Raw genomic sequence first — 12,179 nt, 5'->3', positions numbered from 1 at the left:
ACGAGAGTAATCCAGTTCGAAATCGGAGCGACCCGGTCTGAGCTAAGCAGCGCAGGTTCAAGATCTAAAGAATAATTTATTTGCCTGACGACGACTCGGCGACTCGCAAACTTTCAAGTGCTGCAGCGCAGCGGTTTTCTTGATCTCGGTTAGTTACTGACGGGCAGAGCCAAATGCGCGAACGGCCTGCCAGGCCTCGGTGTTTTTCAGCCATGTCTTGATTTCGCGGTATCTTGTGTACGCCAAGCAAAGGCGGGAACTTTCATCAACTTGTCTCGGGCAAGGCCGAACAGGCGCTCGACCAGGACAAGCTTCAAACGTTCGACGACAATTAATGTGACGCGATAATAACAAGAGCCTGTGCCCATCAGCGCTGGATTGAACTTTGACGGCAAAATTGATGACCCTCAACGAACATCGAGAAATGATGCCCGATGCTCCACTGCCACCCAGGTGCCGAGCAGAGGAGCAAACCTCCGATGAGGATATTGATCGTACTAACCTCGCACGACCGACTTGGGGACACTGGGAAGAAGACTGGCCTCTGGTTCGATGAATTCGCTACGCCCTATTACATCTTCAAGGACGCCGGCATCGTTCTCACACTTGCATCTCCCGACGGTGGCCTGCCCCCGGTCGATCCGAGAAGCGAGTGGGCCGAGGCCGAGACCGAAGCGACTATTCGCTTTCGGCGCGATGGTCACGCGCAAGCCGAGTTGGCGAACACCCGGACGCTGTCGAGCATTTCGGCCCGCGACCATGATGCCGCCTTCTATCCAGGCGGCCACGGGCCGTTATGGGATCTCGCCAATGACCCCCACTCAATCACACTGATCGAAACCATGGCCTGCACGGGTCGTCCATTAGGGCTCGTCTGCCATGGGCCCGGCGCGTTGCGTTACACCAGGGCATCCAATGGGCTTCCCCTTGTCGCCGGCAAATCCGTCACCGGATTTTCCAACCTCGAGGAGGCTGCAATTGAACTGACGGACGTCGTACCGTTCCTGGTCGAAGATATGTTGAGGAACAACGGCGGCAACTATTCCCGGAAAGAGAAGTGGCAGCCCTATGCCATCTCCGATGGCGATCTGATCACGGGACAAAATCCAGCATCCTCGGAAGCTGTTGCCAACGCTCTACTCGATCAACTGGGATCAAGGGCCAGACGCAAAAGTTGGTGACGTCGCGACTCGGATCGCCTGAATAGTACTGCGGGCTTGCCCGAATGCGCATGAAACCCTTTCTAGGTTCACTTAGCCTGTTTGAATGGCGACTTCACTGCCTTTTTCACTCCTGCCCCTCCGCCAGCAATGTCTTGCGGATCAGCTTGAACTCCTGCAGCGAAGCAGGGTCGACCTTGGGGAACTGCAAATCGAGCTTGTCGAGCGCGCTGACCACAGTGGAGCCGATCACCACTCGCGCGAACCATTTGTGATCGGCCGGCACCACGTGCCACGGCGCCGCCTCGCTTGAGGTATGCCTGACAACCTCCTGATACGCAGCTTGGTATTTCTCCCACAGTGCGCGCTCGGCGATTTCGGCCATCGAAAACTTCCAGTTCTTCGAAGGCTCATCCAGTCGCGCGAGAAAACGCTGGCGCTGCTCTTCCTTCGATATGTTGAGGAGGAACTTCAGGATGATTGTGCCATTGCGCGCGACGTGGCGCTCGAAGGAAGAGATGTCCTCAAACCGCTCGCGCCAGATATTCCTGGTAACCAGCCGGGCGGGAATCTTCTCCTTAGCGAGAATCTCCGGATGCACCCGCACCACCAGGCACTCTTCGTAGTAAGAACGATTGAAGATGCCGATGCGGCCACGCCGCGGCAGCGCGATCACGCTGCGCCACATGAAATCATGATCGAGCTCAAGCGTTGACGGCTGCTTGAAGGAATGGACCTCGCAGCCCTGCGGGTTGATGCCCTTGAAGATGCTCTTGATGGCGCTGTCTTTGCCGGCGGCGTCCATGCCCTGGAAGATCAGCAGCAACGACCAGCTGTTCTGCGCGTAGAGTTTTTCCTGGAAATCACTCAACCGTTTGTGGTTGGCCTCGATGATCTCCACGCCCTGGCCCCTGTCGAGACCTCCCCTCTCTCTGGTCTTCTGCGATTTGAGGTGAAACTCGCTCGATCCGTCGAAGCGGAACGGAGCTACAAAAGGCTTCAACTCGGCTGCGAAAGATTGCGAAGGCTTTTTGTTCATGATGGACGAGGTGTTGGTCAGGGGTGGTCCGCAGCATGAAATCCGGTGCAAGGGTATCGAAAGCGCGATTCGCTTCTTCAAGCGAGGTCGAGAGGGGTCGAACTGACTGTTGCCCATTCAACCATCAACATCGTCTCGTTGGCTGCAATCAATTTCCAGCATGCAATTCTGCGCCGCTTCGTTTGTGACATCGGCAACCGCATTACGTACTTTTACGGTGCGGGAATTCGCAACATTTCGTTGAACGTTCTTGTGGAGCGATCGTTCATCTTCCCGGCGAGTAAGAATACAAGAGCCTATCCCGTGGACTGCGATCGGCGGATACTCTCGGTACAACCGCGCGCAGTGAAGCGGCTGGAACTCCAATATACCGATGGCGGCGTCCGGCGCTGCGCCGTGCGTTCGGACGGTCAGCGCAGATCGTTAACCTAATGCTTCCGCGGGATGTCGCTGTCTCGGATATTCAGAACGAGGCGACGATTGAGGCCATCGCAGAGTCGCTCATCATCTCGCAGCTATAGGAGAGCCAAAATGCCCAAGTTGAAGACCAAATCAGGCGCAAAGAAGCGCTTCAAGGTGACTGCCACCGGCAAAGTGATGGCGGCCCACGCCGGCAAGCGCCACGGCATGATCAAAAGGACCAAGAAGCAGATTCGGCAGCTTCGCGGCACCCGCGTGCTGTTCAAGACCGACGGCGACAACATCAAGAAATACTTCTTGCCGAACGCCTGAGCGCGGGCCGCGATCACGGTCCCAACCGAGTGTCGTCCCCGCTCAACCCGGCATGTCGCTTTTCCTCTGCTGGTGGGGCCCAAGCGGACGTTCAGTAAGGGAAATGTGAGCAGTTGCGAATTCTAAGTACGCGGCCCTAACTAGCTCCTGAGCGCCATTGAGGACCGATTGCTGTGACGGATGCCGCCTATTCCACAAGCCAAGCATCTGACTTCCAATAGTCGTAGATGTCCTGGTTTGGATGTCCTGGTTTCGTTTGCCCATCTTTAACACTGCTGGGACAGCCGTCCATCCCTCTAGAAACTGCCCGGCAATGCTTTGCCATAACGCAGAACGGGTCAAAATATCTCGTAGTTCTCCTTAGCTAACCGCCCTTTGTATCCGCCACCCACCGGCTTGCGATCCGTCAATGCAAATGCCCGGGCCAGGGCAGATATTGAGCCAGCACAAGCGGAGTGGCGAACATGGATACGGTACAAATCGTTCTAGGCCTATTGCTTCTCCTGTTAGTCGGTGGCCTCGCATATTACCTGTTGCAGCATGGATCGCCGTCCCTGCGGCCGGATCTGGCAACGCGGCGACAAGCCGACTCGCGACGGCAATCGGAAACCCGGCGGGATTTTCAGCGCGTCTTTTCCATGACGAGCGCGCAGGGGAAGGAGGGCCTGATCAAGCGCTGGATGGATCGGACCGGTTGCGACCGCACGGAAGCCATGCGACTGGCAACGGAAGAGTGGCGCCGGGATAACCGCTGAGAGCCGAGTCTATCTCCAAGTCAGTTAAGTCAGTTAAGCGCTGGGCGTTTAGCACTGACTTGCTTTAACCGTCATCCAGCCTTCCGACGGGACCAACCGGCGCGCATTCTTCCAATTCAGGCCGCCGACCACAATTCTGTCATGAGACCATTCATGACGCCGCCGGGCGTTTTTCAGAAAGATCCGCAAGGCAGCGTATGCCTCGACCAGCGCATTTTCGTCCGCTGCTCTGGCTTTGGTCGACTGTTTCCTAACACCGCGCCTCGATGGCGTTCCGAGCGTGAGACCTCTATCCAACTATCTCCTGAACTCAGGGCGCATTGAGGATTGTCAGGGCCAAGTATCGGCGCGTCGAAATGTCGTCGACCTGACATCGCGGTTCGTCCCGTGCAAAGGACAATTCGGATCGGGATCGATCGACATGCCGGCGGGTTCCCTCTCTTGGGTGCCGGACTCATGAGCGATGAACTGGCAGATGCAACCGAGCTCCAATGCTTCGGTCGTTCCGGGACCGGGTATTATGTTCATCGACATCTCAGGTGAATTGGTTCGCATTGATGGCTCTCTCGCGCGATACGGCCGCGGTCTCGTAAACGATTTCGGAAGGCCGGCCGAGAGCGCGCCGCTGCCCAACCGGCCTGATCTGGTAGCCGCCGGACTTTCATGGCGTGTCGGCAGTATTTAGCCGCGACCACGACAAAAGCAGAGAACGCTCTGCGCCGCCCGTTGTCATTGATATCGATCAATTTACTGTTGTCGACGCTAACGCAGAAGTTTGCGGAGGTACTGCTAGCAGGCATTTGGCGAAGACACGCCCCACGTCAGTCTCGCGTCCATCCGACCAACCTCCTCGATGCCGATACGACCAGGCTCGATGCTCTTTCCGCCGCGTCCGGGATTTTCGTCAATGGCAACCCGGCCTTCGACTTGTCTTATGACCTGGACAAAAGACAACGGATTGCGCAGGATGATTTGAAGACTCGGATATCATTAGACTCGGATATCGTTGTGATAAGCGTCAGAATACGGCATGTTCGATCTTCCTGCCTTTTGGATCCCTCAAGTTTCGGAATCCGCTGTCCTGCACTAGGGAAGGCTGCGCCGACGCGCCTAATGTCGGAACCGGGGTGCCTCAGCTCGCCGTGCAAGGTCGTCGTAGCTCTCTGCCACCCTGCGAAGTGTTTCCTTGGTTTGATCGTGCTCGCAATTGGCCGCCTTCGACCGGAATTCCTCCGCGTGGTCGCGGAAGTACTTGGGTGAGTAGTTGCGCTCGATGCCCCTGACGCCAATCCCCGTTGGTCGTTCATGTTGATTGTTGGACGTGAGGTCTAGGTTTCTCCTTGCACGCCGAGGGCGCTAAATAGCCTCTCACTCAAAAGCACGAATGCATAAGATGATCCTCACCGGTCAAGAGGAACACGCCGCCAAGTGAGACCTCACTGCTTCCTCAGTCGTTCGATCTCGATTGTGAAGCGCACCCGCATGACCGGACCGGTATCGTCGCGGACCTCAATGGCGGCCTCGCCGGGTTTGATAGGACGGTGCAAGCTTTCTCGGGCCGCGTCGGCCATGGCTTGCGTGGCTTCCCGCTCTACGCCCTCCATATCCGTGAACTCCAAGCCTTCCTCGTCAACGACAAGGCCCTCTTCGTCGACCAGATCGAAGTAGTAGCGCGCCATTTGATCCCGCCAGTCTTTAGGCCGGTCAATTAACGTATGTTGGCTTCGTTCCAATTTGGACGCCGCGCGGAACCACGGGACCCAAAACACCGGGATCGCCAGCTAGGTAGGCACCGTTAATTGGGCCCGCTTGCGTATTACCGCACGTCGAGTTCTTTGATCGCGAGAGCCGATATCTGGGCCGGTTCACGGACACCGCTTTGCGCGATCTTGATGATCCTCTTCGCGATCATTTCGGCCAGGGGATCATCGCGATCCTTGACGCAAAGAGTATTGAGCGCTTGCCCGTAAGCTGCCGTGATGCGGCTGACCATTTCCGGCTCAATCGCGGCATCTTGAACTAGTTGATGAATAACACCCATCTCTCAACGGCGGGCGCGCCCAACTGCCTCCAACTCTTTCAGGATGCGGTCCCGATGCGCTACGTGACAGGCCTGTAGCTGGCAATACCTATCCAGCAAATCCATTGCCAAGCCCGTGTCGTGACCGGCCAGCGCTAGTTCGTCAATGATTTCGACCTGCCGGGCAATATGGCGCTCACCGAGTGCAACGTGCTGCTCGGCTTCCGCTAAGTGCTGTCGCACCATGGGAAGGTCCATGGGTTCCATCTTCGCACGAAAGCGGAATCGGACCTAATTACAATCGCCCAGGGCGGCCTATTCTTCCGTCTGGTAAGGCAGCGGAATGGGGTCGTGATGCTTCCGCCCCAAGAAAGTATCGGGCGGCGGTTGGCTCAAGAGCTCGACCGATCTTTCCACCATGTCGCGGCATCTGGTCCAAACGTGAGCGATGTCGGCCTCGAAATTCTCAGGTCGATAGACGGTCATCCTCTGTTGCAGCATCGTCTCCCTCCCATGCTGAGACGAACCAAAGAAAGCTTCCCCAGACGCAATTGTCGAAGGGAAGGCCGTGAATGCTGTGTAACACATCCGAAGTTCAGCGGTTCCCCCCGGAACCGCAAGGCCACGCGGGACGGCTTACCGCCCGGGGAGGACGGCAGGATAAAAATCTGCCGGCGCTTCTACGGCTTCCAGTCGGACCCGCACCCAACGTGCTCGCTGCCCGCTGGTCAGGTCGATCGGCTCTCAGCCTCTCCTGAAGAACCGGAGAGAGTGCGGTATGCTCCTTCTGCCTGCTCTCTCGTTAAATTGGCTGCCCAGTCGGTGCCGATCAGCGCTGGACCTCTGCGCTCCCGATCGTAAACCATCCAGCCGGCGCCTCCCATTCGAACAAGAAATCTGCCTGCCCTCGGCCCTCTTTCACTCACCATTGCCTCCTGTTTCCTGGTTAGGATGCAAATTAGGTTGTGTTCATTCCGGGATTGCAGTTCCATGTATGAAACAGGCAAGCCAAAAATGCAATTCCGGGGCCGGGCCAACGAGGTGGCTTGGTAAAGGCGGGGGTTCCCCGGTGCTGGCGCAACAGTACGATGCTCGCCGCAATCGCCGATGCAGAATGTTGAACTGGGGCAGTTGAGCGGCCCCGGCATCGAGGCCATGGAGAAGGGTAACCAGCCGGAGCCGCGTTCCGCCTGAGCGCGGATGAACCACTCTGCCGAGCTCGCGCGAACTCGAGCGCCGCATTGCCGCCGAAAGGCCACGAGATCTCCGACGCCTTGAGGGACTTCGTCGAGAGCCAGCTCGGCCGCGCGATCGGCATCCAGTTGGCGCTCCCACCGCGGATGGCGAGCTATGCCTCGTGAAGGCAAACCGCAAGGCAACTGGCACCCGGAACGCAGAGTTGCGGCGAGTTGCTAGACATGCGCGACCTTGGCGATGTGCTCGAACATCTACACGGGCAGCAGGTTAAGGAAGAGCCGGCACAGCATTGAAGGGAGGTCGGACATGAGTTGCGCGCGCTGCGAGGGCACGCACTGGGTTTGCGAGAACCACCCTGAGCGTCCGTGGGAAGGGTCGAAGGCCTGCGGCTGCGGCGGTGCAGGGGCGCCCTGCCCCGTGTGCAACAGGGTCGGCCCGGACGAGATACCATTGCTCCCGAACGGATTTGAGACCAGCTTTACGACCACTGACATCATGCGCCCACTTCTTCGCAAGCCAACGAAACAATAGTCGCTCTGAGCTTACCGAGACCCCTTTCTGACGATGCGTAAAGAGTTTGAGTTTTGCTTACCGACGGCCGCCAAGGCGGTCCATGAGGGCCACGACTGGAGCAAGCGCTATCCCTTGATCGTCGAGGCGGCGCTGAAGAACCGGCAGAAGCATTTCGTGATCGATGGCGAAGCCGTGGTGCTGACCATGACCGGCCTCCCCGATTGGGACGCCCTGCACTCGCGCCAGCACGACGACGAGGTCCAGCTCTACGCCTTCGATATTCTCGCGGGCGACGGCGACGACCACCGCCGCCTGCCGCTGAAGCTGCGCAAGCCGCACCTCGCCCGGCTGCTGGCGCGCCGCCCCGAGGGCATCTTCGCTGCACCGTTCGAGCAGGGCGAGATCGGCCCCGACCTATTCCGGCACGCCTGCCTGCACGGACTGGAAGGCTTGGTATCCAAGCACGGCGAACGCGCCAATCGCGTGGGCCGCTGCGACCACTGGATCAAGGTGAAGAACCGTAAGCACCCTGCGTTCGACCGCGTCCTCGACAGTTTCGACAGCACGAAGAGCTAGGGCGATGCACTCATAAGGGCGAGGTCAACTGTTGATGCCCAAGCGGAAAGCATCTGCGCGGGTTGAACTTTACTGCTTTTGACCCGTAGCGGACATTTACAAATCCCATAATATGGACGGCACATCTTGCCATTTTCCGTAGGATGGGACTCGCGCAGATGGATCAGTCGGAACCTTCGATCATCATACGGCCGTTTATCGAAGAGGACGCAGAGCAGGTGCGTCTTCTATTAGTCGGGGTCAATCGGCTCCTCGCGCCTCCTCATCTGGCGGAAGCGTTCGAGCAGTACATCGCAATATCTCTGGACGAAGAAGTTGGCCAAATAAGCCAGTACTACGGACGCCGACAAGGCGGATTCTGGGTGACAGCCATCGGCAAAAAAGTCGTTGGCATGTTTGGACTTGAACCTTCTTCATCTGCGGGAATGGAGTTGCGCCGCATGTACGTCCATCCCGACGTTCGCCGCCGGGGTATCGCCCGGCAGATATTGAGGTTCGCTGAGGACGAATGTCGCAAGCTCAACTGTCCTCGGATGGTTTTGAGCACCTCTGCGCTACAGCGCGAAGCAGTTTCGCTTTACAGAGCCGCTGAATATCAGATGGTTCGCGAGGAGGTCGCGATTGCACCCAGCAACAAGACCCTCGGTGGGGGCATTCGGCGCTATCATTTCACCAAGGAGCTATGATGTCCAAGTCGCCGTCCGGCCTGAAGCGGTCATCCTAGATAAAGCCATCGGCTGCTGCGTGCCGTACATGAGCGTTCGCCACAACCATTCGACCGGGCCATATCGAAAATGCCTTAGCCACCAAGCGCTGAAGAATACCTGGCCGATGTACACGGCAATTCCGATTGCCAGCGCCTCGGCCACGCCGAGGCGCCCGAATTGGCCCAGGCCGTATCCATAGAAGATCCAACCGAAGATCATGGACTGAGCGAGATAGTTAGTGAATGCCATCCGGCCCAACGGCACAGCCCAACCCAGCAGCGTTTTTCCGGTCGTTAGTTCGGCTACGGCGACGAATGTTGCACCATAGCCGAGAGCGAGCAGAATCGTGCCGGCGGGTGTGGCCACCGCGTCCAGACTGCGGCTCGCTAAAACGCCGTTGACTTTCAGAAAGATCAAAGCTGCGCCCAGACCAACGCATGCGACCGCCGTTGAGAATAAGAGCACCCGGTCTGGCTTTCGTACAACGTCACTCCGCCAGATGAACGCACCAAGGAAGAACAGCCCTATGGTGCGTGGGAAGACGTAAATGTGCAGAGGAACGATCAGAGGGATTTCGCGAAGCCGGAATGCCATCACCTCCCAGAAGCTGCCGGAGGCATAGACGAGATTGGCTTCCTGCACATCGCTTTGGATTGCAGCAAAACTCGGAAATAATCCAGGCGGTGACCACACCTGCAGCGCCAGATACAGTCCCAGGAACGTCGCCGCGCCGCTGGCCAAGAGCCAGCGGGGACCAAACAGGAATGGCAGAAAGATTAGGCCCGCGATTGCATATTCAGTGAGAATGTCACCGTTCCAAATGAGGTATAGGTGAATGAATCCGAGCGCCAACAACACGATCAGACGACGAAACAAGAGAAGTGCGCGATACGGATTCGTCGAAAGATGCTCGAACTGAATTGCAAGGCCTGATCCGAACAGCAACGAGAAGAGCGCAAAAGCCTTCATGTCGACCGCCAGCATCAAGACGGTCTCGACAGCCCGGTCCAGCGGAGCTGCGGGCCGTGCAGCGGGCAGGAACTGCTCGAAAATGGAAACACGAAATTCGGTGACAAGATTGATAGCCAGGACGCCGAGCAACGCCACCCCACGAAGCGCATCGATGCTTCCGATTCTTTCGGATGGATCGACGGGACTGGAACGGCTCTCATCGATTGCAGCGGTCATGCACCACGACTATAGATCGTGGAAGACCTTCAGTCACTTCAATTCCGCAAGTGGCCCGTTGCCGACCTGCGCTCGAAGAGCCGAAACGTCTGCTCGCAAGAGATGAGCCGACCAAGTGGAGCAGCCCGCCAAGGGCAGCTTTTGACCCATTGCGGACCTCGCCTGTGGCTAACCCTGATGCCGCTCTAGGCAGCCGGAGAAAGTGTGAGCATGAGATCGGGCGGCGTATCAGCGCTTGTCTACCGTTTGACCGTTCGCCTTCCTTCTCGAGTTCATCGATTATGTCGAGCGCGTAGCTAGGGAGCTCGCCTAAGACCAGCAGTGTTGAGTAGAGCTGCTGTGACATACTGGGTGTCGCAGCATGTATCACTCGCTTTATTTCCTCTCGCATTGCCATGGCGATTCTCGCAGTGCCCTTCGTGATCGGAGCTAAGATAGACGCGATCTCGCCGGCTCTGCGCTAGTTGAAGTCACTTGCGGCGATCCTGCTCAATCCGGTTGGCGGTCGCGAGTTTTCTCTCAATGTACTGCTTTAGATCACCGACCTCTTTCTCAAGGGCCTCTCGCGGGATGTTTTAGTTCTTGGCCCCCTCAACGAGGCGGTCAACCAATACGTCCACGCTTTGTGAAGCGCCCGGCGTCCCATATTGCTCCGCAGCGTGAACGCTGTTCTCGACCCAAAAATCAATGTACTCGCGTGTCGTCGTTGGCATGTGACGTTTCTGCCAGTATCGAATTGAGCTTCGCGTGGAGAGTATAGCCAGTGGAGAGTAACTATATGCAGTGCTGGGCAAGGCGGCGCTCGCACGGCGGTGCCAGGCTTAGGTATCGGACGTTCTAGTTGTGGCCTGTATCTCCCGGCTTCACCGGCTATCCTCCTTCCACCCTCGCTGGCCTAGTTCTATCTTCGCAGTGGCCCGTTTCGCCTTTTGAGCGCATAAATGGGAGATGTCCGATTCCCATTACCGAACCTGCCACTGTGGAGCGGTCTATAGCCGAACCGAGGCGATGGCCCCGGGTCGGCAGATCGCCAGCTTCGAGTGCTCGGTTTGCGGCGCGACCATGGAATCATGGAACACCACTTGGGTGCCCACCTATAGATTGATTGCTGGCCCTGTCCGCCTTCCGCGACAGAGCTAGTTATTGCAATTCTTAGCAATTCCGCGGATTAGCCGTCGATGGCAGAGTCGTTCGGCACTTCATTCACTGTCGTTGAGGTGACCTCGGACGACGCTCTGCAGCCAACGAAGCAGATGTGGCTCGCCTCAGCCAAGCCTAATCAGGCATTGACGCTGGTCCTTGCTGCCGTTCCCGAAGGCTGGACGGCGGAAGTTGTGCCAGCGGTCCTCACTGAAAGACAGCAGAGGATGTTCGAGGAACTCAACCTCAAACCCGGCGATGTTTACAGAATCGCTCCAGAGTAGGCCTCCTCGGTGGGTGAGGCGGCGTCTGCTATTACGCAGGCCGAACAGGGGTCAAACGGGGTTCCCTTTTCGGCCGCCTTCCTACATAGTTCGGCATGGCAAAAATAAAAGTGAACTTCAAACCAATTCGTAAATCCGAGGGCGACTGGGCGATCATCGCCGAGTACCCGGGCGCAGAAGCGCGAGAGATTACGGGCTTCACGAGCAAAGCCGAAATTGACGAATGGATGAATGGGGAGCGTCGGATCGCTTGGCTCCGATCACAGGGTTACGCGAAGTGACTCGATGAATCCTTCAGCGTGCGTCAGGTGCTTCTGGCGTGGCTGAAGGTCTGGACTCGCTCGTTATTTCGGCTCACTCAACCAAAGCGCCATTTGCGGGCGGCCGAGACTCTCTCGCGGCAAGCAGGGTGGCTGAACGCTTGCGGCTCGTCGAAGATTCCCGCCGGTAGCCCAACGTGTCGACCTACAAAGAAGTGTTAAACTCGCTTTCAATTTGGCGGCAGCCTTGAAGCGGGCCGCCAGAGTTGGCCATGATCGATGAGTACAAGAATCCTACGCAAAAGGCGGGATCTCGACCAGCGTTCCGATCAATCGCAACAATGCTTGCTGTTCGGGTGCCTTCCCGTCACGCAAGAACTCGCCCAGTTCGATGTGAGAAAGCCGGCCACCAGAGGGCGCATTGGGCTGGTGGATGATGAAAGCATAACCGTTTGTGGGCTCGCGTGCGATGAACCATGCGTCCCCGTTTGGGCTCCGGTATAGCTCGCGCCGGTCTGACATTTTTTTCCTCCCTGCTGCCTTTCTGATGAACGCTTGCGGGAAAGATGCGGAGATCAGTGAAAATACGAAAGCTGATCTTCCGTAAC

General features: G+C 57.5%; 12 protein-coding genes. 6 read left to right on the top strand and 6 right to left on the bottom strand.

Features of this window, described 5'->3' with window-relative positions:
* The first annotated feature begins 479 nt into the window (after positions 1-479).
* Entirely contained in the window at positions 480-1,181 is a 702-nt protein-coding gene (locus BRAGE_RS0109810) for a type 1 glutamine amidotransferase domain-containing protein (RefSeq protein ID WP_027563613.1), read from the top strand.
* Between the two features lie 106 nt (positions 1,182-1,287).
* Here BRAGE_RS0109810 and BRAGE_RS0109805 read toward each other — a convergent pair whose 3' ends face one another.
* Positions 1,288-2,199: a polyphosphate kinase 2 family protein gene (locus BRAGE_RS0109805; RefSeq protein WP_027563612.1), complete on the bottom strand. Its 912-nt coding sequence runs from the start codon at positions 2,197-2,199 to the stop codon at positions 1,288-1,290.
* Positions 2,200-2,730: 531 nt separating this feature from the next.
* On the opposite strand from BRAGE_RS0109805, the gene rpmI reads away from it, so the two are divergent.
* Positions 2,731-2,931 (top strand): 50S ribosomal protein L35, encoded by a 201-nt coding sequence (gene rpmI / locus BRAGE_RS0109790; RefSeq protein WP_027563611.1) that lies wholly within the window; start codon positions 2,731-2,733, stop codon positions 2,929-2,931.
* A 464-nt stretch (positions 2,932-3,395) separates the two neighbouring features.
* A complete protein-coding gene (locus BRAGE_RS0109785; protein WP_027563610.1) occupies positions 3,396-3,686 on the top strand; it encodes a hypothetical protein in 291 nt (96 codons plus the stop codon).
* A gap of 1,436 nt (positions 3,687-5,122) precedes the next feature.
* On the opposite strand, the gene BRAGE_RS0109780 is transcribed toward BRAGE_RS0109785, so the two are convergent.
* The 3 genes from BRAGE_RS0109780 to BRAGE_RS0109770 all read right to left on the bottom strand — a co-directional run bounded on the left by BRAGE_RS0109780 (position 5,123) and on the right by BRAGE_RS0109770 (position 5,964).
* Positions 5,123-5,365: a DUF6894 family protein gene (locus BRAGE_RS0109780; RefSeq protein ID WP_027563609.1), complete on the bottom strand. Its 243-nt coding sequence runs from the start codon at positions 5,363-5,365 to the stop codon at positions 5,123-5,125.
* Positions 5,366-5,502: 137 nt separating this feature from the next.
* Positions 5,503-5,727, bottom strand: a complete 225-nt coding sequence (locus BRAGE_RS0109775) for a hypothetical protein (RefSeq protein ID WP_027563608.1) — start codon at positions 5,725-5,727, stop codon at positions 5,503-5,505.
* Positions 5,728-5,730: 3 nt separating this feature from the next.
* Positions 5,731-5,964: a hypothetical protein gene (locus BRAGE_RS0109770; protein WP_027563607.1), complete on the bottom strand. Its 234-nt coding sequence runs from the start codon at positions 5,962-5,964 to the stop codon at positions 5,731-5,733.
* Between the two features lie 1,503 nt (positions 5,965-7,467).
* Between BRAGE_RS0109770 and BRAGE_RS48190 the strand changes: the two genes are divergently transcribed.
* A complete protein-coding gene (locus tag BRAGE_RS48190; RefSeq protein WP_084334870.1) occupies positions 7,468-7,992 on the top strand; it encodes an RNA ligase family protein in 525 nt (174 codons plus the stop codon).
* 158 nt (positions 7,993-8,150) lie between these two features.
* On the top strand, positions 8,151-8,678 hold the full coding sequence (locus tag BRAGE_RS0109740) for a GNAT family N-acetyltransferase (protein WP_027563604.1): 528 nt from the start codon (positions 8,151-8,153) through the stop codon (positions 8,676-8,678).
* Here the strand turns inward: BRAGE_RS0109740 and BRAGE_RS0109735 are convergent.
* Complete coding sequence (locus BRAGE_RS0109735) at positions 8,673-9,887, bottom strand: DUF418 domain-containing protein (protein WP_027563603.1); 1,215 nt, start codon at positions 9,885-9,887, stop codon at positions 8,673-8,675. The genes BRAGE_RS0109740 and BRAGE_RS0109735 overlap by 6 nt on opposite strands.
* Before the next feature lie 1,178 nt (positions 9,888-11,065).
* Here BRAGE_RS0109735 and BRAGE_RS0109725 point away from each other — a divergent pair.
* Complete coding sequence (locus BRAGE_RS0109725; protein WP_027563602.1) at positions 11,066-11,311, top strand: hypothetical protein; 246 nt, start codon at positions 11,066-11,068, stop codon at positions 11,309-11,311.
* Between the two features lie 554 nt (positions 11,312-11,865).
* Here BRAGE_RS0109725 and BRAGE_RS52605 read toward each other — a convergent pair.
* Entirely contained in the window at positions 11,866-12,093 is a 228-nt protein-coding gene (locus BRAGE_RS52605; RefSeq protein ID WP_028146235.1) for a hypothetical protein, read from the bottom strand.
* Positions 12,094-12,179: the final 86 nt, after the last annotated feature.

Origin of the sequence: Bradyrhizobium genosp. SA-4 str. CB756 (genome assembly GCF_000473125.1) — a bacterium.
Taxonomy (GTDB): domain Bacteria; phylum Pseudomonadota; class Alphaproteobacteria; order Rhizobiales; family Xanthobacteraceae; genus Bradyrhizobium; species Bradyrhizobium arachidis.
This window is presented reverse-complemented; position numbering and strand designations above follow the sequence as displayed.

Excerpts from the sequence above, each read along its gene's own strand:
- BRAGE_RS0109810 (WP_027563613.1), top strand. The coding sequence starts at position 480 with ATGAGGATATTGATCGTACTAACCTCGCACGACCGACTTGGGGACACT.
- BRAGE_RS0109805 (WP_027563612.1), bottom strand. The coding sequence starts at position 2,199 with ATGAACAAAAAGCCTTCGCAATCTTTCGCAGCCGAGTTGAAGCCTTTT.
- rpmI (WP_027563611.1), top strand. The coding sequence starts at position 2,731 with ATGCCCAAGTTGAAGACCAAATCAGGCGCAAAGAAGCGCTTCAAGGTG.
- BRAGE_RS0109785 (WP_027563610.1), top strand. The coding sequence starts at position 3,396 with ATGGATACGGTACAAATCGTTCTAGGCCTATTGCTTCTCCTGTTAGTC.
- BRAGE_RS0109780 (WP_027563609.1), bottom strand. The coding sequence starts at position 5,365 with ATGGCGCGCTACTACTTCGATCTGGTCGACGAAGAGGGCCTTGTCGTT.
- BRAGE_RS0109775 (WP_027563608.1), bottom strand. The coding sequence starts at position 5,727 with ATGGGTGTTATTCATCAACTAGTTCAAGATGCCGCGATTGAGCCGGAA.
- BRAGE_RS0109770 (WP_027563607.1), bottom strand. The coding sequence starts at position 5,964 with ATGGACCTTCCCATGGTGCGACAGCACTTAGCGGAAGCCGAGCAGCAC.
- BRAGE_RS48190 (WP_084334870.1), top strand. The coding sequence starts at position 7,468 with ATGCGTAAAGAGTTTGAGTTTTGCTTACCGACGGCCGCCAAGGCGGTC.
- BRAGE_RS0109740 (WP_027563604.1), top strand. The coding sequence starts at position 8,151 with ATGGATCAGTCGGAACCTTCGATCATCATACGGCCGTTTATCGAAGAG.
- BRAGE_RS0109735 (WP_027563603.1), bottom strand. The coding sequence starts at position 9,887 with ATGACCGCTGCAATCGATGAGAGCCGTTCCAGTCCCGTCGATCCATCC.
- BRAGE_RS0109725 (WP_027563602.1), top strand. The coding sequence starts at position 11,066 with ATGGCAGAGTCGTTCGGCACTTCATTCACTGTCGTTGAGGTGACCTCG.
- BRAGE_RS52605 (WP_028146235.1), bottom strand. The coding sequence starts at position 12,093 with ATGTCAGACCGGCGCGAGCTATACCGGAGCCCAAACGGGGACGCATGG.